Raw genomic sequence first — 18754 nt, 5'->3', positions numbered from 1 at the left:
GCAAAGTATGCTATAATGGAACACAAGTTTTTCTGTTATTGCAGAGTGAGAGCTTAGAGGAGGAAGAACAGATGAGACGAGCTGTACATGCTGTACTGGCCGCATGTCTGTCGATTGCACTGACGGCGTGTGGCAACCAATCCGGCCAACAGACGGACGCAACCGCGACCGCTGCCAACGGCCAGCAAATGGTGAAGCTGGGGCTGACCCAATTCGTGGAACACCCGGCGCTGGATGCGATCCGCCAGGGAATTGTAGACGGATTGAAAGCAGCCGGATATGAAGAAGGCAAAAACGTGGAGCTGGATTATCAAAACGCCCACGGTGACATGAACAACACGGTCTCGATTGCACAAAAATTCGCCGGCGACGGAAAGGACCTGGTCGTGGCCATCGCCACGCCATCCGCTCAGGCAGCAGCCAAGGCGATTACGGATAAGCCCGTGATCTTCAGTTCCGTGACGGACCCGCTGTCCGCCCAACTGGTCAGCAACCTGGAGAAGCCGGACAAAAACGTGACCGGCACCTCTGACAAGGTGTCGATGGAGCAGCAGCTGGAGCTGGTCAAACGCTTCCTGCCGAACCTGAAAAAGCTGGGCGTCATCTACACCACGTCGGAAGTGAATTCCGAGGTGCAGGTGAAGGAACTGGAAGAAGCGGCGAAAAAACAAGGGGTCGAGGTCGTCAAGGCAGGCATCTCCCAGCTGTCCGAAGTGCAGCTCGCAGCCCAGGGACTGGCCGGCAAGACGGAGGCCATCTTCATCCCGATTGACAACACCGTGGTCTCTTCATTTGAAGCGGTGTTGGGCGCGGCGGAACAGCACAAGGTGCCGGTTTTCGCTTCCGACACGGATACGGTAAAACGTGGAGCCGTGGCCACCTACGGCATTGATTACTACCAGATCGGCAAGCAGACCGGAGAGATGGCCGTCCGCATTTTGAAGGGACAGAAAGTGGCCGACACGCCGGTGGAAGTGTCCAAACAGACCGAGCTGTACATCAACGAGACGGCAGCTGCCAACTTTGGCATTGCCATTCCCGATGAATTAAAACAGCAGGCGAAAGAAATCTTCAAGTAGAAAAAGAGAGCCTTGCTCTCTTTTTCTGTTTGAATTGTGTTTCCATCGTGGTAAAATGAAAAAAATTTTATAATTAGGGGGGTTTTTTACATGAGAAAGCAAAAGTATTGGCATGTCGTCCAGAAAATTCTGTGTCCTTTGCTACTTTTATCCGTTGCAGCGTGTGGGCAGCAAAGTGCTCCGGCGGACAGTCAGCCGGCCAACGATCCTGCCCAGGATACGAAGCAATTGAAGGTGGGCATCGTGCAGATCGTGGAGCATCCGGCACTTGATGCGGCGCGGGAAGGCTTCATTGCCAAGCTGGGGCAAAACGGCTACGAGAAAGACAAACAGGTGGTCTACGACATCAAGTCGGCCCAAGGTAACATGGATCAGGCTGTGCAGATCGCGCAGAAGTTTCAGGCGGACAACGTCGATCTGATCCTGGCCATCGCCACGCCGGCCGCTCAGGCAGCCGCTCAGGTGACCAAGGATATTCCAATTCTCTTCACCGCCGTGACCGATCCGGTGGCGGCTTCGCTGGTGCAAACCATGGAAAATCCGGGCGGCAATGTGACCGGCACGACGGACATGAACCCGGTGGAAGAGCAGTTGAAGCTGGTACAGGAGCTGAAGGCGGACGCCAAGACGGTCGGCATCATCTACAACTCCGGCGAGGTAAACTCCAAGGTACAGGTGGATGCAGCCAAAGCCGCAGCGGAAAAACTGGGCCTGACCATCCGTGAAGCAGCCATCACCAGCCCGACGGAAGTAAAGCAGGCAGCCGAATCGATGGTCGGCAAAGTGGACGCATTCTACATCCCGACCGACAACATGGTGGTCTCCTCCATCTCTGCGGTGATCGGAGTGGCGGAGTCGCAAAAAATCCCGGTGGTGGCCGGCGAGGAAAACTCCGTGAAGAGCGGCGCAATCGCTACCTATGGCATTGACTACAGCAAACTGGGCGAACAGACCGCCGACATGGCGGCCAAAATCCTCAAAGGGGAAGCTCAACCGGCCAGCATGCCTGTAGAGAAGCAGGCGGAGATGAAGCTGGTGCTGAACAAAAAAGCGGCGGAAAAAATGGGCGTACCCCTTCCGCAATCCCTGCTCGACCGGGCAGCTGAAGTGGTCGAGCAATAATCGCAGCAACAGGAGGACGCTATGAACCTGGCATATCTCGGAGCAATCGAACAGGGCTTGCTGTTTGCGATCATGGCCCTGGGCGTGTATCTGACCTTTCGCATCTTGAATTTTCCTGACCTGACCGTGGACGGCAGCTTTGCGCTGGGCGGTGCGCTGGCAGCCAAGCTGATCATTGACGGCACGAATCCGTTTCTCGCCACCCTGGCGGCCTTTGTCGCCGGCGCAGCGGCGGGAGTGTTTACGGGACTTTTGCACACCAAGGGGAAAATCAATGGACTCTTGGCCGGGATTTTGACGATGATCGCGCTGTACTCGATCAACCTGCGCATCATGGAGAAAGCCAACCTGCCGCTTCTTCGCGAGGAAACGCTTTACACGTTTGTCAAAAACCTCGGTGTCCCCAATGTGACCGTGGGCGGGGAGGTGCTGTTGACCGGTGTGGCAATTGTATTTTTCATTGGTATTCTGCTGCTGAAAGCACTGATTGATTGGTTCCTGCACACCGACCTTGGCCTCGATCTGAGGGCGACGGGCGACAATCCGAAGATGATCCGCAGTTTCGGCATCAACACCGACACGACCACGATCATCGGCCTGGCCTTGTCCAACGCGCTGGTGGCCGTCTCCGGCGCCTTGGTCGCGCAGTACCAGGGCTTTGCCGACGTGGGCATGGGGATCGGGATGATTGTGATCGGTCTGGCCTCCGTTATTGTCGGGGAAGTGTTGTTTGGCAGCTCCTCCATTGTCCGGGCGACCATCGCCGTCATCGGCGGCTCGCTGGTCTACCGGCTGGTGATTGCCCTGGCGCTGAACAAAGGGCTCAATCCGTCCGACATGAAGCTGATTACCGCGCTGATCGTGATCATCGCCCTGACGGTGCCGACGTTTGCCAAAGGCGTGTGGAAAAGACAAGGGTTCCGTGCGGTGAAAGGGGGGAACGGCGATGCTTAGGATTTCCGGCGTACGCAAAGTATTCAACGAGGGAACTGTCAACGAGAAGGTGGCGTTACGGGAAATCAACCTGCACGTCGCCCCCGGCGATTTTGTCACCGTAATCGGCAGCAACGGGGCCGGGAAATCGACGCTGATGAACATTATTTCCGGCGGATTGATTCCCGACAAGGGCACCGTGACGATTGACGGCAAGGACGTCACCCGGCTGGGTGAGCACCAGCGTGCCACCTTTGTCGGCCGCGTGTTCCAAGACCCGATGGCGGGCACGGCACCCAACATGACCATCGAGGAAAACCTGGCCATCGCCTACGGCCGCGGCCGGCGGCGTACACTGTCGTTTGGCGTTACCAACCGCAAGCGGGAGCTGTTCCGCGAGCACTTGAAACAGCTCGACCAGGGGCTGGAGAACCGTTTGAAGACCAAGGTGGGCTTCCTCTCCGGGGGCCAGCGCCAGGCGCTCAGCCTGTTAATGGCGACGTTTACGGAGCCGAAAATCCTGCTGTTGGACGAACACACGGCGGCCCTGGACCCGAAACGCGCACAGCTGATCGTCGAGCTGACCCGCAAGATCGTGGAGCAGCACCAGCTGACGACGATCATGGTCACGCATAACATGGAACAGGCGCTGAACATGGGCAACCGTCTCTTGATGATGCACGAGGGCAGCATCATTCTGGACATTCCGGAGGAGAAAAAACGGAAGATGAAGCCGCAGGACCTGCTGCAGGCGTTTGAAGCGGCGCGTGGCGAATCGTTCAGCGAAGACCGCTACCTGCTGTCGTAACGCGCACCGTTTACATGCTTGAGCCTTCCCGAAGTGACGGGGAGGCTTTTTCCATTCGCTGCAGGTACAGGTACTGGGCCAGGGCCCCGATGAGCAGCAGCACGGCCGAAGCGCCGAACAGCCATACGCCGCCGAAATGTATCAGGACTAGACTGCCCAGATAAGGCCCCGCTGCGCGGGAGATGTCCCAGTGCAGCCCCGTTATGGCAAAATAGCGGCCGCGCATGGAGGGCGGCGCGATCCGTGCCACCAGCGTCAGCAGGTGATTGAGACCGACGCTTTCGCCGAGAATGAGCACGAGCTGGATGGCGAGCAGTACGGCCGCGCTGTCGGACTGGGCGTAGGCTGCGGAGACCGCGGCAAAGCAGACGTATGAACCGGTGATGAGGATTCGCGGGGACACGCGCTGCGTCCATTTGACCAGCCAAAATTCCAGGAAGATGGATGCGGCCGCTTTTGTGGAGGCCAGCATGGCCAGCAGTTCCAGATAATCGGTGAATGTATTCTTCAGATGCAGCTGCAGATTGGTTTCCGTTTGCGCGTAGAACAGGCTGATCGGCATGGCCAACAGCATCAGGTGCAGCGCGGGACGGATTTTGTGCCGGGCGGCGGGAGCAGGCAAGTCCCCGGCGGCGGCCGGTGATGGTGTGCGTGCCGACGACGACACTTCTGGCGCAGACGCCGGTATCTTCCACCAGACGCACGCGGCGTAGAGGACCAGCGAAAACGCCGTCAATTGAAAGGCAAGGCTGGGGTCGCTTTGATAGATCAGCACGCCCACAAGCGGACCGGCCGCAGCGCCGATATAGCTGGCTGTATTCAACAGGGCGAACGCTTCCGACTGGAGCTTGTGAGGGACGGTATCAGCCAGGAGGGCGCGTGCCGCCGGGATGAAGAGGGAGCGGCCCGCACCGTTTATCATGTACTGGATGGCAAAGGCGGCAAGCGAGTGGGCAAACGCCATTCCCAGCATGGCCAGCGCCTGCAGGCCCAGAGCGACCAGCATGACGGATTTGCGTCCGTACCGGTCCGTCACACCCCCTGCGATTAGCGTCAGCGCGATTTCACTGGCGGGCTGCAGCCCGATCACCAGCATGGTCAGGGGAACGGAGCTGCCTGCCTGCTCGTTCAGATACAAGATCAGAAAAGGGGCAATCATGCTGAGAGAGAGCTGCGTCACCAGTTCGCCGAAGAGCCGGACCCAGACCGTGGTCGGATAGCGAGTGAAAAGTGATGTTCGTTTCATGTTTATCCTGGTATCCTTTCTGTATCGGGATTGGGATTGTACCCGATTGTACGCCGGGGGGAACGAAAGAAAAAGCGTACAAAACGACACGTCGTTTTTTCATGTTTTGAGGCGGTGTATGATTATGATCCTGTTTGAACATTATCATCGGCTGTTTGCCGGCTGCCCGCAGGCGGCGATCGACAAGCCCATCACCCTCTCGCTGGCCTGTGCGGCTTCCATCTTGTGCTGCACCCCGCGCAATGCGGCGGCTACGGTAAAAAAGTTAGCGCAGCGGGGGTGGATTGTCTGGCAGCCCGGTAAGGGCAGGGGACATCAGTCCGTGCTGACGTTTCGCATTCATCCCGCTGACGCCGCGCTCTCTGTCGCCAGGGAACTGGTCCGGCAGGGAGAGATTCGCGGAGCACGCGTGTTTGTAGCCCGGTATCGGGAGGAGTTAGGCGAGCTGGAGGAAAGTTTTCAGCGCTGGATGAGCAGTCAGTTTGGCCTGCATGTCAGCAGGAGTCCGGGAAGCAGACAGGACGTGCTGCGGCTGTCCCAGGGCAGGCCGCTGCCCATGCTGGACCCCTCCCGCGTGCTGCTGCGTTCGGAAGCCCATCTGACCAAACATGTATTTGATACGCTTGTTCACTTTGATCCACAGCAAGGTCGTTTTGAACCCCGGCTTGCCTTGTACTGGGAGGCGAATCCCCAGGGAACGGAGTGGACGTTTATCCTGCGAAAAGGGGTCTGGTTTCACCACGGCAGAATGCTGGAGGCGGAGGATGTGCGGTATGCCCTGCTTCGCCTGCGGGACAAATCTCCCCTGCACCAATGGCTTGTCCGGTCGATCCGTGCGGTGGACGTGGTTGACGCGTACACACTGCGGATCAGGCTGCACCATCCGGACAGCCTGCTGCTGCACGCCTTGAGCAAGGAGTTTGCTTCCATCGTCCCGTTTGACTACACGGAGCAGATGGGCGAGCAATTTGGCTGCATGCCATCGGGAACCGGGCCGTTTCGCGTGGTCCGCAATGACGACTCGATGCTGGTGCTGGAGGCGTTTGAGCCGTATTTTGGCGGCCGTCCGTTTACGGATCGGATCGAAATCTGGTGCGTCCCGGACATGACGGGCGAAACGGAAGCCGGATGGTCCGAAATCGTATTCGCCAACGTCCCGGGAAGGGAAAAACAGGATGATTCGCGGTCGACCTGGACGGAGGTGTCCCGCAGCGAGCGCTGCTTTCAGTACCTCGGGTGCAACATGATCAAGCCTGGGCCGGTTACGTCTGCTGCCTTTCGGTCGATCCTTGACCGTATCCTGGATTGCCGGCTGCTGCTGGAGGAACTGGGAGGATTACGGGAGCCGGCGGTCATCTGGGGAGAACAGGAGAGGCGCAAGGTACGAAGTTTCCCGCAGACGAGTGACGCCGAGATTTTGCGGCGCTTGCAGGCGAGCGGCTACAGGGAAGAACCCCTCCGGCTCGTCAGCTATCCTGACCAGGATCACGTCGAGGATGCGGAGTGGATTCGGATGCGCTGCGCCCGTTATGGCATCGATGTTCGGATTGTGTACGTCGAGCCGGAAGAGATGGCCCGACCCGAGACATTCAGGCATGCCGATCTCGTGCTGGACAGCGCCAACATCGACGAGCGGGAAGAACTGTCGCTTTTGGAATTTTTGCACGACCAGGCATTCAGTCCGTGTCACCACCTGCCGCCGGAAGCCGTCAGGGAAGTGACCGCCCGATCAGCGGAACTTGCGCGCACCTTCGATGAAAAAAAGCGGCGCCGGCAAATGCAGGCGATCGTGTCCTGGCTGCTTCGGCAGCGGGTGTTTTTGCCGCTGTACCGGAATCGCATCGAACTGCTTGCCCACCCCCGATGGTCAGGCCTTTCACTCAATGCGCACGGTTGGCCAGATTTTTCCCGCATGTTTGTCCGAGCGTGACAGAAAATGTCACATTTTTGTCTGAAACCGCTTACCCCTTTCGTCGTATAATTAGGCAAATACTGCTTCTCACATTTGCAGTGAATATCGCGCATTGCAGTGAGTTTCGGGGGAGGAAAAACGATTGTACAGCAAAACCGAAAAGGACAAACAGATTTTGTTTGCGTCCATTCGCTTGATGATCTGCGTTGGCCATGCCGACGGATATATAGGCAATAAAGAATTGACCCGGATTCAGGAGATTGTCAATTCGGAGCATTTCACGCTGAAAGAGCGGCAGATTCTCATGGATGACATGGATTATCCCAAGCGGCCGGAGACAATCGTGGCTGACTTGATGGACCTGACGCGGGCGGAGAAGCTGATGCTGTTGCGCAAGCTGTACCGGATCGCGCTGATCGACCACAAGCTGTCGCAGGCGGAAACGAACGAGATTCGCCGCATCGCTCGCCTGCTGGGGATTCCCGAGGGAAAGATCGCCCAGGTGGAAGCGTGGATCGAAGAAGGCATCCGCTGGCGGGAGCGTTGGAAAAAGATCGTCGACGATTAGGCAGCAGGCGGCGCTCTGAAAGCGAACCGCGTGCAGCTGAAAAACGATGTGCGGACCTCACAGTGGATTGGGGTCCGTTTTTCATTTTTGGTACAATAAGGAGAAAAGCAGGCAGTGCCAATAAGCTCCCCTGCGGGCACTTTGATGTGGCTTGACGAGGAAGAATACTCGAGGTGGCGGCGCCACTACGAAGGAGGACACAACATGTTGCGGATATTGTTGACCAACGATGACGGAATTGAAGCGCAGGGCATCAGGCGGCTGGCGGAAGCGCTCCTCGATCTGAAGAATGCGGAGATTTACGTTGTGGCTCCGGCGGAAGAACGGAGCGGGGTAGGGCACGGCCTCACCTACCGCAGCGCGCTGGCTCCTGTCTCTCACCCCTTTTACGGTCTGCCGGTAAAGGCGTGGGCGATCAACGGCAACCCGGCCGACTGCGTCAAGGCGGCCTGCCATCTGCTGTTTGAAGACCGGCGTAGGCCGGACATCGTCTTTTCCGGCATCAATGTCGGTACCAACCTGGGCCGTGACATCTACTACTCGGGCACCTGCAGCGGGGCAAGGGAAGCGGTCATTCTCGGCGTTCCCGGCGTCGCTCTCTCCTACGACAACTGGTACGCCCAGGACGACTTCGGCCAGGTGGGCGAGCTGATTCGTCCGCTGCTGCACATGTTCTGCGAGCAGGCGGCCGAGAAGAAGCTGCCCGCCGACGTTTTCTTCAACATCAACATCCCCCATCTGCCTCCCGAACAGGTAAAAGGAATCGCGCCGGCAGCGCTCGCCCTGCACCACTACGAAGACAAGTTCGATCGGCAGGACGAGGGATACTGGCTGACACGGGAGTACCCGGATGGCCAGCAGCAGTCCGATGCAGACGACTACTATCTGGTCAAAAACGGCTATATAACGGTCACGCCGGTACATATCGACGCCACGGACCGCTCGCTGTTGGCCGACATGGCCGAGTGGCCGTTGCTGAAGCAGCGGGGTCAGGGCACATCATGACAAGACAGCCGTTTCGTCCGGAAGTCGTGCCCGATCCGTCGCTGAGGTCGCCGACAGCAGCCACGCAGGGGGAAGTGCTGGATGCGACCAACTTTGCCGATTTGTACCGCCTGGCGGGCGAAGAAGGACTGCCCTACTTTGCCCGTCTCAACGCGGCAGGCGACGTGGAGCTGTACCTCGTGTTTGAGAGCGTCGACGCGTTCAGCGAAGCGACCCGGGACGCCGTCTCGGTGGAGTTCAAGACCTACCGCGACAAGCTGCTCGCAGTGATCTGGACTCTCCATGATCCGATCCAGCCGCTCGGCTTCCCGCTCGCGTTTGACATCAAGCGGCCGGAGGAGCATCACATGGCCCTTCGCATGCTGGAACAGGAACAAACACTGCTGCATTACCTCTCCTACGAAGCAGGCCTGCTCACCCATATCTACACGGAAGCAATCACCTTTTCGCCGCAGGAGGCATCGCGGGCGAAAGCGATGATTCGCTCCCTGTACGAAGGGCGGACGGAAGACGTGCCCAGCGAAGCGGCCGTGCAGGAAGAAGCGGTGCAGACCATTTCTGCACTGGAACTGCCCGATCAGGTGCTGGAAGAGACGGGCGTCGCCTATCTGATCGACTACGCCCGCCTGCGCCAGAAGCACGGAGACGAAGGGGCCCAGCACCTGTTGATGAGTGCTGTCCAGCAGGCGGTCTGGGTCATGCGCCGCCACGCCCGCAGCGAGGTGCGCGAGACCGCCTTTACGGTGTGGGCTGCCGAGCAGGGAGAGATGCTCCGGCTGATCGTCACGCCTTCCTTGTCGCACGTGTTTGAGGTGGTGCACATGTCCGCCGACGAGGCCAACCCGTTTGCCCGGTTTCTCTTGGCGCTGCCGGAGTTTGTCCGTACCGAGGAGGCGGTTCCCCTTGAGTGGGGCGCCTATCCGCTGATTCGTATGGAAAACGGCCGGCTGTTTCACCTGGAACTGGACGAAGCCGTGCAGGAAAAGTTGCAGCACTTGTTCGCATCCCGCTGGCCTGCCGCTTCCAATCCGTACGAGCTGAGATAGGGAAAGCGAAACGCCCGTCCGTCACGGCCGTCAGTGAAGAGGCCTGTCCGATCGTTCAACACGCTTGTAAAGTGGTATGTTTGTCGTTTCGGGAAAATATGGGTAAAGTAGTCAGGTTTCCACAAAGGAAACGACAAGCGGCGCTGCGAAGTTAGAGGGACAGATATTCTGCCGGGAAGGGTGAGTAGGATGTACTCTGTTCAACCTTGCGTGTTTGAGGCGGTTTCGGAGTGCGCCCGCCGTTTTCAGGAGGAGGTCGCACAATTGGCCGAACGGTTTGCACTGCGCGTCGACGGCGGCTTCCCCGCGCTGGAGCTGCAGGTCCATCCGCATTTTCGGGCGATCCTGGAGTACACCTTGTGGGGAGATGCCGGCGTGGTCGTAATCCGCGGCAAGGTCGGAACGCAGACCGAGTCGCGGCCATGCAAGCCGATCGCGGTGACGATGAAATTTTCGCTGTCGCACGACCCGGAACTGGACATCGAAGCCAAGAAGCAGCGGATTGAAGAAATCCTTGCCGGTGAAACGGAATTGTCCTGGATTGTCCCGCCGGCTGGACACGTCGGCCATCTGGAGTTGACGCTTCGCTTTGAAAGCAAGCCGGGTTCCGGCTTGGTGGGCGACTACGCCCGCACGGTCCTGGGCATTGTGACCGGAAAGGTGATGGCGGCCTGATCAGTTCCGCTTGAGCTGCACCAATGGTCGAATTTTGCGGCCGGTCGTCGCCGCCCACACCGTTTTCCCCACCAGCGGGCAATAAAAGATCACGGCAAAAAACAAGCGGCTGATGAATAAACTGGTAGGGAGAACCATGGCTCACACCGATGTGCCCAAAAGGGGAGCCTGCCAGAAAGCGGTGGAAAACGGATGGGTGAGTTTACGACGGGGATTTTGTATCCGCGCAAATACGAACCGAAAGTGCTGACTGATCTGCCCAAATCGCGTCAGCCTTACTTCCACAGAAACGTCAATCACCAATGGAACGCCTTTTTCCTGCAGGACGAATGGCTGGAAACGCATCAAACCGTGCAGTTTCTCCTGCAGTTGTCCCGCCATTGCGTGCCGCTGCTCTGGTTTCACGACTCCGAAGAAAATGGATGGGGCTTTCGGCTGTTTGACGGCGGGTACGAGGTATCCTCGGCCACGATCAGCTATTCGCTGGACGTGGAGCTGGCGGAAGCGGAGTTTGGCCGATTGTATCCGCATGTGGATGTGGAGGAAGCCATCAGCGAAAACGACGACCTGCGGCAAAAGTACGAGGAGATCCTGGATCGCGTGGTGCGGTCCGACCAGTATCGACGGGAAGTGGGCAAAGGCATTACCCGGGTGCGTCCCCAGTGTTTCAGCAGGTTTGTCGGACCCAAGCAGGTGCAGCAGATTCGTTCGCTGTTTGACCTGCAGCTCCTGACCGAAGTGGACGAGGAGACCGGCTCCTCCATGCTGTACGACTCCGTCGATCTGTTCAAGGAAATTCTCGGGATCGAGGAGATGGTCTGGGTCAATTACTCGTATCTGGCCAGCGGCGGCCGGGAGTAGCGGAAAAGAGCGCCGATCGCTATTCGATCCGGGAACGAATCAACGTGTCCGTGGCAAGACGGCATCGTCTGTCCCAAAGCATTATGCATGCAAGCTAAACAACGCCCCTGTACGCTTTTTTCGTACCAGGGGCGTTGTTTGGTTTCAAGCCTTTTTCCACTGGGCAAAAATTTCGTCCGCGTCCAACAGCATGATCAGCTTGTCCTGCACGCGGGCAATGCCGCTTAAGTATTTGCCGTCGACTCCGGCTACGATCGGGGGAGCCGGTTCGATCACCTGCCGGGACAGGTAGATGACTTCCGACACGGCATCCACGACGATCCCCACATTCAGCCCTTCCAGCTGCAGGTCGATAAACCGGCTCTCTTCCGTCAGCGGCAGCGGCTCCAGACCGAACATCGTGCGCAGGTTGATGATTGGCAGAATCCGTCCCCTCAGATCAATCACGCCTTCCACGTACGGCGGCGACTTGGGGAAGCGGGTTACCGGCAGCGGCTTGATGATCTCCCGCACCAGCGAGATCGGCAGGCTGTAGGTTTCGTCCCCCATTTGAAACAAAATGGATTGGACGGAATCGCCTTCCGCTTTCCAGTCTGTACCGTCCACATGTTGCAACGTTTCCATCTCCCATGTCCCTCCTGCAACGCAATCCCATTCTTTCATTCTTTACCCGTATTGTACCATGGACAAACGCTGAGAGTGGGAATATTTACCCAGTTTTCTCAGAGCGGGATTACGCCGAGCGACACGAGGACGACCAGTCCCAGGCTGACGCCAAAGCTGATAAAGACGTTGCGGCTGACCGCCATCACGGCCAAGCAGAGCGCGCTGGCGATCAGAAACAGCGGCTGCACCGCCAGTTGCCCCTCGGCCACGAACAGCGAGGGAAAGATGAGCGAGGCAAAGATGCCAAGCGGAATAAAGCTGAGGCCGTTCTTCAGCCGGGCGGAAAAGTGGCGGCTGGGCAAGCGGAGAAACGCCCGACGCGACAGGTAGGTGGCCACCGCCATCACGAGAAAAAGCAGGAGCGGATGGGTGCTCACGTCGACTCCACCTCCTTGACGTTCGGCGATTGAGCGGTTTCGGTCGGTTCAGCCGCGGGCAGGAAATAGCCGATGGCAAAGGCGAGCAGGCCCGCGACCAGAACGGGCAGCCCGTTGGGGAGCACGAACGTCATCCCGACGGCGGCCGCCCCGCAGAGCACAAATGTCAGGATGCGGACAACGGACAAGAGCTGGTAGTACGCGAGCGCCACAAACATCGCGGTAAAGCTGAAACCAAGGCCCAGAGCGGCCGGGTCCGGTATCCACTGGCCGGCCACTGTTCCCAGCCAGGTGCCCAGGCACCAGGCAATGTACAGCGAAAGGCCGACCCCGAGAATGTACGACGTGTCGCTCGGATAGCGGCGAAAACGGTTAAGGGTAATGGCGTACTGCTCGTCGGTCAGCAAAAAAGCGAGCGCATTCACCTGGGCGGGCGAAAAGCGCTGATAGTAGGGAGACAGCGACAGGCCCATCAAAAAGTGGCGTGCATTTAACAGACAAGTCGTCAAGATGATTGCCCAAAAGCCAGCGTGTTCGGCGATCATGGAGCTGGCCGCAAACTGCGCTGCCCCTGAATAGACGAATAGTGACATCGCCATGCTTTCCCAGGCGGCCAGGCCGGACTGACCGGAGAGCATGCCGAAGATGGCACCAAACAAGACGTAGCTGGCCGTAATCGGCAGGGCGTCCAGCACACCCTGCTTCCACGCTGCGGGTTCACTCGTGTTCATGTCATCAACTCCTTTTGTTCGTGCAGCAGACGGGCGATGATGGCCATCCCCCTGTCGATCTGTTCCGGCCGTTCGTGCGTAAAGCAAAGGCGGATATACGGCTGTTCTGCCTCCCGCAGCAAAAACATATCGCCGCAGGCAATCAGAACCCCCTGTTCCCGGCAGAGCGTCATCAGCCGGCGGGGGTTGATCTCTTCAGGCAGGGACAGCCAGAAATAAAACCCGCCGGCCGGCCGTTCCCAGCGGATGCCGAGAGGCCGCAGCCGTTCCAGATGGCGTTCCATGATCGCCGCCTGCTCGGCGTATTGGCGGCGTGCGTCCGTCAGGTGCGGGAGCAGCGCGCCGTCGCGGAGAAAGGCGGCCACTGCCAGCTGTCCCAGCGTATTGGTGGTGATCGACAATTCCTTCAGCCGGGTCAGCAAGCGCACAAATGGACGGCTGGCCGCCACCCAGCCGATGCGCAGGCCGGGGAACAGCAGTTTGGAAAACGTGTTCAGGTAGATGACGCTGCCGGTCTCATCCAGCGCCTTCAACGGCGGCGGCGGTTCCTCCGCGAGATGCAGGTGCCGGTAGGCGTCGTCCTCGACGATGGGAATGCCGTATCGTTCGCTCAGCGCCAGGAGCCGCTTGCGGCGTTCAAGCGACAGCGTCCGGCCGGTCGGATTGTGATACGTCGGCACCGTGTAGAGAAAGCGCGGCCGGCAGCGGGCCAGTACGCCTTCCAGGACGTCGATGCGCATGCCGTCCGCATCCAGCGGCACCGGCACGATCTGCAGGCCAAGCGACTGGAAGAGCTGCAGCGAGCCGAAATAGGTGGGCATTTCCGTAACGATGCAGTCACCGGGCCGGGCCAGCAGGGTGGTGATCAGGTACAAGCCTTCCTGGGAGCCGCTGGTAATCGTCACCTGCTCCGGAGATGAGATCTGCTCCATCCCCATCCACTCCACCAACAGTTCCCTGAGCTGGGGCAGCCCCTGCACCGAGGTAAAGTAATACGAAGGCAGCTCTTCTGCCGTCGCCTTCACGTAGTCGGAAAAGCGGGAGGAAGCCAAGGTGTGCTTGCCCCCGTCACCGTGGGCAAAGTTGATGGGATTCGGACAGCGGTCGGTGACCTCCAGCAGCTCCGCCATGTGCGACGGGGAGGAGGCCAGCGATTCGTAACCGTGCTGGCTGTTCCAGTCAATCCGCCTGATGCGCGGAGCGGGCGGGAGGACTTCCACGTACCGGCCGCTGCCCATCCGGCTGGCGATGAATCCTTCCGCTTCCAGTTCGGCATAGGCCCGAACCACCGTATTGCGGCTCACCCCCAACTGCGCGGCCAGTTTCCGCTCCGGTGGCAAAGGGGAGCCAATTGCCAATTCGCCGCTTAATATTTGATAGCGCAGCTGATTGTACACACGTGTGTAAATCGGTTTTCGCCCCATGATGCCGCCCCTTTTCAGTCTGTGCTTTGCTCTCCACTATACCGGCTCCCGTAATAAAATAAAAGAGCCAATTTTCCGGCAATAAAAAGCCAAACAGACGGACTGGACCATAGGGGCCAATCCGTCCGTAAAAAAGGGGGGAGCCGGTTACGGCTCCCGCAGCTCGTCCAACGAGATCCCTTGTTCCAGGGCAAATTCAAAGTCGTCTACATCGTAAAACTGAACGGGTACGACATATTCCAAAATCCGATCCTGGTAATCCGTCTGGTCGGTGATCAGCGGTATCTCAAAACGCATCGATGTGAGCAGCAGTTGGGTCTCCACCGGATCAAACAGTTCTCCCCACATGGCGTTGTCGTCTACCTTGACCACGTTGAGCGTCACGCCGTTTGGAAACGAAAACGGCACGATGGACCAGGGAGCGATCAGGCCCTTTTCCATGCGCTTGCGGTTGAACGGATCGGAGAAGAACTGAATCATTTCCTTCATGATCTTGCGTACGTGCTGATCGTCGGCCGGGATCGGCATGATCGGTTCCGGGCTATGATAAAACTCGTCCAATTCGTAGATTGTCGACGCGGGTATGTAATACTCTACAGGTTGCGACGGTGCCATTAATTCCCCGTAGATGGCCAGCATGATCGCTTCAATAACGAATTGTTTCGGCATTTCGACAACCCTCCTCGTAACCATCATACTGAAATCGGAAGTTGACAACAACCCTGGGGAGAGGGCCGAGCACACCTGCTGGACAGTAAAGGGGGAGGCATGGCAGAGAAAAAATTGACGGCCTGCTGCTCGCAATAGCGCAGCAGGGCGGCAACAGCATCGAAACATAAGGAAGCAGCCGCATTCCAGATGAAACACAAGGCAACAAAAAAGCTGAGACAAGGGTCTCAGCATCTGACTGAAAACAAACTATTTATCTGGTAAGTGTTCACAAGGAAACGATCTTCCATCGTTTCCAGGCCGAAAGGCCTGCACATTCATTAACCAAAGCTGAAGACAAATTACTTGTCATGGAGTGATGGGCCAAGCGAGCTCCTTTGACGACCGGCTCAGCGGAAAAACGCTAGACGCGGGGAAAAACAGGGGGCACAAGTCTCACTTCGTCGAAACCCCCAGATGTTTGCCCCCTGCCCGCGTCGCGTTTTGGAGCGGACATCATCCACTTCTTTGCTGGTCGTCAAGAGAGCGAGCGGGCCCGAGCACCCATGTGCCACGAACTATGTCTGCATGCTGACCTGAGACCCTTGTGTCTCAGCTTGTTGGCTTTCCCGGAAACGCAGAGGACGGCAGGCTTGTCCAGTCTGGAGATTCGCTCTGTCTGCCTTTGCCGTCATGCCGAATACGACACAGTACGGCAGGGCATGCAGCTAGTTCTTGGCTGCGGCGCTCCGGTCGGAACGCGTAAACCAGCGGAACGGATTGAGCGACCAGCGCGCTTGATGACGCTCCAACCGCTCTTTTCGCCGGGTCAGGCGCTGCTGCATGAGATCCATTTCAAATGTGACGCGGCGCATCTCCAGCCGCAGCGACTCTTGCATCTCCTCGATGTCGGCGATTTTTTGCAAAATGGTGGACTGCAGTTGGTTCAATGACGACAGTTGGGCCAGCTCATGCTGAAACTGAACGATCATCTCCTGCACGGTCAGCTCCATCTCGCGAAGGCCGGCTGCTTTTGGCCCGGTCACCACAACGGATTGTTCCTGAGCGGCGGCCGTTTCCTCCTCGGCCAGCATGTCCGCCGGAATGCGTCCTTCTTCAATCAACTGACGCTGTATGTCACGCAGGGAGTAGTTGCCTTCGTCCTTGCGTTGTTTGACTTCTTTCAGCAAGGAAAACCCTGTTTCACTGATCAGGTAGTGACCCTGAGGATTTTTTTGCCGCTCCTGCGGCGGCACGAACATCTCCAACCAGTTTCGCAACGTCCGGACGTGAACATCCAACCGATCCGCCACTTCCTTGGAAGCCATCCACACTTGTACATCCATCCCGAATCACTCCTTATCCCATCAGGAATTCCCGTGGCCCCATTATAGCACCAATTTTTCCGGGTAAAAGGGAATCGACAAAGGTTCTAAAAACAAGTGGCGTTTCGGCTAATTCGGACAGGTTGGCGATTTTTGTCATGTGTTCGCCGGGCATGGCAGCAAGGACGGGGCCATGCAGCACAGCTCTTCGTTTTGCCCCGGGAATCTCTAGCGGGTACTGCCGCAGGTAAAGGCATAACGACCGGGACACGCGCGTAGAATGGAAGGGACACACGTCCGACACCCCGGATGAAAGGGGACGTGCCATGCAACCGGATCTGATCGTGATACTTACGGTGGCAGCGGCCGCAAGCAGCATCGGCGGGCTTCTCCTGTGCCTGCGCGCCTGGTCGGAAGAGACGCTGTACGCCATGGTCAGCGTCGGCGGCGGTCTGCTGTTGGCGCTTACCCTGCTGGATTTGCTTCCCCATACAATGGAAGGGGGAAGCGAGCGGGCCATGCCGTTGGTGATGTTCGGGTTTGCGTTATTGTTCGCGCTGGAGCTGATCGGAGGAGCGGAGCGGAAAGCCGGCTCCTCCCGCCTGATCGGCCTGTTCAGCGGATTTCTGCTGCATGCGTACGTGGAGGGCGTCTCGCTGATCGCCAGCTATCACCTGGACCATCGCATCGGGTTTTCCGTCCTGCTGGCCATGGTGCTGCACAAGGTGCCGGACGGCGTGATCTTTGCTTCACTGGTGCTGGCGGCGACGCGCTCGCAGTGGAAAGCGTTCTGGGGGACGGCCGCACTGGGGGCCTCCACACTGGCGGGGGCATTCAGCGTAGGGGCGGTGGAACAAATTTTCCCGGACGGATGGTCTTCCGTGGTGATAGCCCTTACCACCGGCGTCTTCCTGTACGTCTCGGCCAGCCATCTGGTGCCGCTGATTCAGAACGGACGGCGGGTATTGGGGGTGTACTTTTTTGCCGGGATGGTTGCGTACCTGTTCGTGACAGCCGTCTGGCTTCCGGGTGGGCATGTTCATGCATAAACAGCCGCCTCCCCAGCCAGCCTAAAAATGGTTGTGGGCCAAAAAAGCCTGGACGGAAGGGAGCGATCATCCATGGAGAACAGAGAAGACTTGACACCGGCAGGCGAACCGGCGCAGCTGCAGGCGGAATTCCCGGCAAACGGAACGCCGCTCAATCCGGTGGAAGAATCCTGGGTCTTTTCCAACAGTGCAGCCGCTCCGGCGGACGATTTGGCAAAAGCGATGCAGCAGGGAGAATAACCGATGGAAGCGGTCCCGTTTCGCGTTTTTCCAGCAGACTCTCGTAACCGAGGACAAGATCGGTTATAATGTCAGGGGAAAAACGTTGAAAAGGGGCCGATACATAATGAATACATTGTTGCAAGACAAGAACTTCGTTATCATGGGCGTGGCCAACCACCGCAGTATTGCCTGGGGAATTGCCCAGTCCCTGCACAAGGCCGGGGCCAACCTGATCTTTACCTATCAGGGGGAGCGGCTGCGGGAAAACGTGGCGCAGCTGGCCCAAAGCCTCGGCGGCGAGCCGATTTTGATTAACTGCGACGTGACCAAGGATGAAGAAGTGGAAGCTGCGTTCGCCCAAATCAAGGAAAAAGTGGGCGTCATCCACGGACTGGCTCACTGCATCGCGTTTGCCAAGACGGAAGAGCTGGAAGGCGAGTTTGTCAACACGTCCCGCGACGGCTACGCGCTGGCGCAGGACATCAGCGCCTACTCGCTGGTTGCGGTGACGCGTGCCGCTCGTCCGCTGATGACCGAAGGCGGAAGCATCGTCACCCTGACCTATCTGGGCGGCGAGCGCGTCGTTGCCAACTACAACGTCATGGGCGTTGCCAAAGCGGCGCTGGATGCCTGCGTCCGCTATCTGGCGAGCGACCTCGGCAAAGACAACATCCGCGTCAACGCCATTTCCGCCGGACCGATCCGCACCCTGGCGGCAAAAGGCGTGCGCAACTTCAACAGCATGCTGAAGGAAATCGAGGAAAAAGCACCGCTCCGCCGCACCGTGGACCAATCCGAGGTGGGCGACACGGCGCTCTTCCTGTTCAGCCATCTCTCCCGCGGTATCACGGGCGAAATCATCCACGTCGATGCCGGTTACAACATCATCGCACGATAAAAACGCAAACCCCTGCTCCGGCATGTACGGCCTAGAGTGCACCCCTTAAAGTAGACATTGGAAAAACCCCTTGGGATAACCGATGTTACTTTAAGGGGTGAATTTTTTATGGCTATCAAAGGTCAAAAGTTCAAGCATTATCCTTTGTCGTTGAAAATG

The 18754-nt window shown here is 58.2% G+C and carries 20 protein-coding genes; 13 read left to right on the top strand and 7 right to left on the bottom strand.

What is annotated here, in order from left to right; translation table 11 throughout:
- The first annotated feature begins 71 nt into the window (after positions 1 to 71).
- The 4 genes from ETC00_RS15695 (at position 72) to ETC00_RS15680 (ending at position 3942) form a co-directional block, all read left to right on the top strand.
- Positions 72 to 1079, top strand: a complete 1008-nt coding sequence (locus ETC00_RS15695; RefSeq protein WP_171567055.1) for an ABC transporter substrate-binding protein — start codon at positions 72 to 74, stop codon at positions 1077 to 1079.
- 90 nt (positions 1080 to 1169) lie between these two features.
- Positions 1170 to 2201, top strand: coding sequence for an ABC transporter substrate-binding protein (locus ETC00_RS15690; RefSeq protein WP_171567053.1), 1032 nt, complete (start codon positions 1170 to 1172; stop codon positions 2199 to 2201).
- A 21-nt stretch (positions 2202 to 2222) separates the two neighbouring features.
- A complete protein-coding gene (locus ETC00_RS15685) occupies positions 2223 to 3155 on the top strand; it encodes an ABC transporter permease (protein ID WP_171567052.1) in 933 nt (310 codons plus the stop codon).
- Positions 3148 to 3942, top strand: coding sequence for an ABC transporter ATP-binding protein (locus ETC00_RS15680; RefSeq protein WP_171567050.1), 795 nt, complete (start codon positions 3148 to 3150; stop codon positions 3940 to 3942). Before ETC00_RS15685 ends, ETC00_RS15680 begins: the two co-directional genes overlap by 8 nt.
- Before the next feature lie 10 nt (positions 3943 to 3952).
- On the opposite strand, the gene ETC00_RS15675 is transcribed toward ETC00_RS15680, so the two are convergent.
- Entirely contained in the window at positions 3953 to 5188 is a 1236-nt protein-coding gene (locus ETC00_RS15675) for an MDR family MFS transporter (protein ID WP_171567048.1), read from the bottom strand.
- A gap of 124 nt (positions 5189 to 5312) precedes the next feature.
- Here ETC00_RS15675 and ETC00_RS15670 point away from each other — a divergent pair, with 124 nt between their 5' ends.
- The 6 genes from ETC00_RS15670 (at position 5313) to ETC00_RS15645 (ending at position 11255) form a co-directional block, all read left to right on the top strand.
- Positions 5313 to 7118 (top strand): SgrR family transcriptional regulator, encoded by a 1806-nt coding sequence (locus ETC00_RS15670; RefSeq protein ID WP_171567046.1) that lies wholly within the window; start codon positions 5313 to 5315, stop codon positions 7116 to 7118.
- Between the two features lie 124 nt (positions 7119 to 7242).
- On the top strand, positions 7243 to 7668 hold the full coding sequence (locus ETC00_RS15665; protein WP_171567045.1) for a tellurite resistance TerB family protein: 426 nt from the start codon (positions 7243 to 7245) through the stop codon (positions 7666 to 7668).
- A gap of 204 nt (positions 7669 to 7872) precedes the next feature.
- The gene (surE, locus tag ETC00_RS15660) at positions 7873 to 8673 is read left to right on the top strand and encodes a 5'/3'-nucleotidase SurE (RefSeq protein WP_171567043.1); all 801 of its coding nucleotides are present in this window, start codon (positions 7873 to 7875) and stop codon (positions 8671 to 8673) included.
- Complete coding sequence (locus ETC00_RS15655; protein WP_171567042.1) at positions 8670 to 9719, top strand: hypothetical protein; 1050 nt, start codon at positions 8670 to 8672, stop codon at positions 9717 to 9719. The genes surE and ETC00_RS15655 overlap by 4 nt, the downstream gene beginning before the upstream one ends.
- Before the next feature lie 264 nt (positions 9720 to 9983).
- On the top strand, positions 9984 to 10394 hold the full coding sequence (locus ETC00_RS15650; protein WP_249179048.1) for a hypothetical protein: 411 nt from the start codon (positions 9984 to 9986) through the stop codon (positions 10392 to 10394).
- 192 nt (positions 10395 to 10586) lie between these two features.
- Positions 10587 to 11255 (top strand): hypothetical protein, encoded by a 669-nt coding sequence (locus ETC00_RS15645; RefSeq protein WP_171567039.1) that lies wholly within the window; start codon positions 10587 to 10589, stop codon positions 11253 to 11255.
- A 144-nt stretch (positions 11256 to 11399) separates the two neighbouring features.
- Here the strand turns inward: ETC00_RS15645 and ETC00_RS15640 are convergent, their stop codons facing one another.
- The 6 genes from ETC00_RS15640 to ETC00_RS15615 all read right to left on the bottom strand — a co-directional run bounded on the left by ETC00_RS15640 (position 11400) and on the right by ETC00_RS15615 (position 16447).
- The gene (locus ETC00_RS15640) at positions 11400 to 11879 is read right to left on the bottom strand and encodes a chemotaxis protein CheW (RefSeq protein ID WP_171567037.1); all 480 of its coding nucleotides are present in this window, start codon (positions 11877 to 11879) and stop codon (positions 11400 to 11402) included.
- Between the two features lie 98 nt (positions 11880 to 11977).
- Positions 11978 to 12298 carry an AzlD domain-containing protein gene (locus ETC00_RS15635; protein WP_171567036.1) on the bottom strand — a complete coding sequence of 107 codons (321 nt, stop codon included), beginning with the start codon at positions 12296 to 12298 and terminating at the stop codon, positions 11978 to 11980.
- The gene (locus ETC00_RS15630) at positions 12295 to 13029 is read right to left on the bottom strand and encodes an AzlC family ABC transporter permease (RefSeq protein WP_171567034.1); all 735 of its coding nucleotides are present in this window, start codon (positions 13027 to 13029) and stop codon (positions 12295 to 12297) included. The genes ETC00_RS15635 and ETC00_RS15630 overlap by 4 nt, the downstream gene beginning before the upstream one ends.
- A complete protein-coding gene (gene pdxR / locus ETC00_RS15625; protein ID WP_171567032.1) occupies positions 13026 to 14453 on the bottom strand; it encodes a MocR-like pyridoxine biosynthesis transcription factor PdxR in 1428 nt (475 codons plus the stop codon). The genes ETC00_RS15630 and pdxR overlap by 4 nt, the downstream gene beginning before the upstream one ends.
- Positions 14454 to 14600: 147 nt before the next feature.
- Positions 14601 to 15122: an ADP-heptose synthase gene (locus ETC00_RS15620; protein ID WP_171567030.1), complete on the bottom strand. Its 522-nt coding sequence runs from the start codon at positions 15120 to 15122 to the stop codon at positions 14601 to 14603.
- Positions 15123 to 15829: 707 nt separating this feature from the next.
- A complete protein-coding gene (locus tag ETC00_RS15615) occupies positions 15830 to 16447 on the bottom strand; it encodes a MerR family transcriptional regulator (RefSeq protein WP_171567028.1) in 618 nt (205 codons plus the stop codon).
- A 305-nt stretch (positions 16448 to 16752) separates the two neighbouring features.
- On the opposite strand from ETC00_RS15615, the gene ETC00_RS15610 reads away from it, so the two are divergent.
- The 3 genes from ETC00_RS15610 (at position 16753) to fabI (ending at position 18595) form a co-directional block, all read left to right on the top strand.
- Positions 16753 to 17475 carry a ZIP family metal transporter gene (locus ETC00_RS15610; RefSeq protein ID WP_171567026.1) on the top strand — a complete coding sequence of 241 codons (723 nt, stop codon included), beginning with the start codon at positions 16753 to 16755 and terminating at the stop codon, positions 17473 to 17475.
- A 72-nt stretch (positions 17476 to 17547) separates the two neighbouring features.
- A complete protein-coding gene (locus ETC00_RS15605) occupies positions 17548 to 17715 on the top strand; it encodes a hypothetical protein (RefSeq protein WP_171567024.1) in 168 nt (55 codons plus the stop codon).
- Between the two features lie 106 nt (positions 17716 to 17821).
- A complete protein-coding gene (gene fabI, locus ETC00_RS15600; protein ID WP_171567023.1) occupies positions 17822 to 18595 on the top strand; it encodes an enoyl-ACP reductase FabI in 774 nt (257 codons plus the stop codon).
- Positions 18596 to 18754: the final 159 nt, after the last annotated feature.

The organism is Brevibacillus sp. MCWH (genome assembly GCF_013096935.1).
GTDB classification, from domain to species: Bacteria; Bacillota; Bacilli; order Brevibacillales; family Brevibacillaceae; genus Brevibacillus; species Brevibacillus aydinogluensis.
The sequence above is the reverse complement of the archived record's forward strand: the minus strand, read 5'-3'. Positions and strand labels throughout refer to the sequence as shown.

What these genes read in the sequence shown, in the direction of transcription:
- ETC00_RS15695 (WP_171567055.1), top strand. Translation starts at nt 72, where the DNA reads ATGAGACGAGCTGTACATGCTGTACTGGCCGCATGTCTGTCGATTGCA.
- ETC00_RS15690 (WP_171567053.1), top strand. Translation starts at nt 1,170, where the DNA reads ATGAGAAAGCAAAAGTATTGGCATGTCGTCCAGAAAATTCTGTGTCCT.
- ETC00_RS15685 (WP_171567052.1), top strand. Translation starts at nt 2,223, where the DNA reads ATGAACCTGGCATATCTCGGAGCAATCGAACAGGGCTTGCTGTTTGCG.
- ETC00_RS15680 (WP_171567050.1), top strand. Translation starts at nt 3,148, where the DNA reads ATGCTTAGGATTTCCGGCGTACGCAAAGTATTCAACGAGGGAACTGTC.
- ETC00_RS15675 (WP_171567048.1), bottom strand. Translation starts at nt 5,188, where the DNA reads ATGAAACGAACATCACTTTTCACTCGCTATCCGACCACGGTCTGGGTC.
- ETC00_RS15670 (WP_171567046.1), top strand. Translation starts at nt 5,313, where the DNA reads ATGATCCTGTTTGAACATTATCATCGGCTGTTTGCCGGCTGCCCGCAG.
- surE (WP_171567043.1), top strand. Translation starts at nt 7,873, where the DNA reads ATGTTGCGGATATTGTTGACCAACGATGACGGAATTGAAGCGCAGGGC.
- ETC00_RS15655 (WP_171567042.1), top strand. Translation starts at nt 8,670, where the DNA reads ATGACAAGACAGCCGTTTCGTCCGGAAGTCGTGCCCGATCCGTCGCTG.
- ETC00_RS15645 (WP_171567039.1), top strand. Translation starts at nt 10,587, where the DNA reads ATGGGTGAGTTTACGACGGGGATTTTGTATCCGCGCAAATACGAACCG.
- ETC00_RS15640 (WP_171567037.1), bottom strand. Translation starts at nt 11,879, where the DNA reads ATGGAAACGTTGCAACATGTGGACGGTACAGACTGGAAAGCGGAAGGC.
- ETC00_RS15630 (WP_171567034.1), bottom strand. Translation starts at nt 13,029, where the DNA reads ATGAACACGAGTGAACCCGCAGCGTGGAAGCAGGGTGTGCTGGACGCC.
- pdxR (WP_171567032.1), bottom strand. Translation starts at nt 14,453, where the DNA reads ATGGGGCGAAAACCGATTTACACACGTGTGTACAATCAGCTGCGCTAT.
- ETC00_RS15620 (WP_171567030.1), bottom strand. Translation starts at nt 15,122, where the DNA reads ATGCCGAAACAATTCGTTATTGAAGCGATCATGCTGGCCATCTACGGG.
- ETC00_RS15615 (WP_171567028.1), bottom strand. Translation starts at nt 16,447, where the DNA reads ATGGATGTACAAGTGTGGATGGCTTCCAAGGAAGTGGCGGATCGGTTG.
- ETC00_RS15610 (WP_171567026.1), top strand. Translation starts at nt 16,753, where the DNA reads ATGCAACCGGATCTGATCGTGATACTTACGGTGGCAGCGGCCGCAAGC.
- ETC00_RS15605 (WP_171567024.1), top strand. Translation starts at nt 17,548, where the DNA reads ATGGAGAACAGAGAAGACTTGACACCGGCAGGCGAACCGGCGCAGCTG.
- fabI (WP_171567023.1), top strand. Translation starts at nt 17,822, where the DNA reads ATGAATACATTGTTGCAAGACAAGAACTTCGTTATCATGGGCGTGGCC.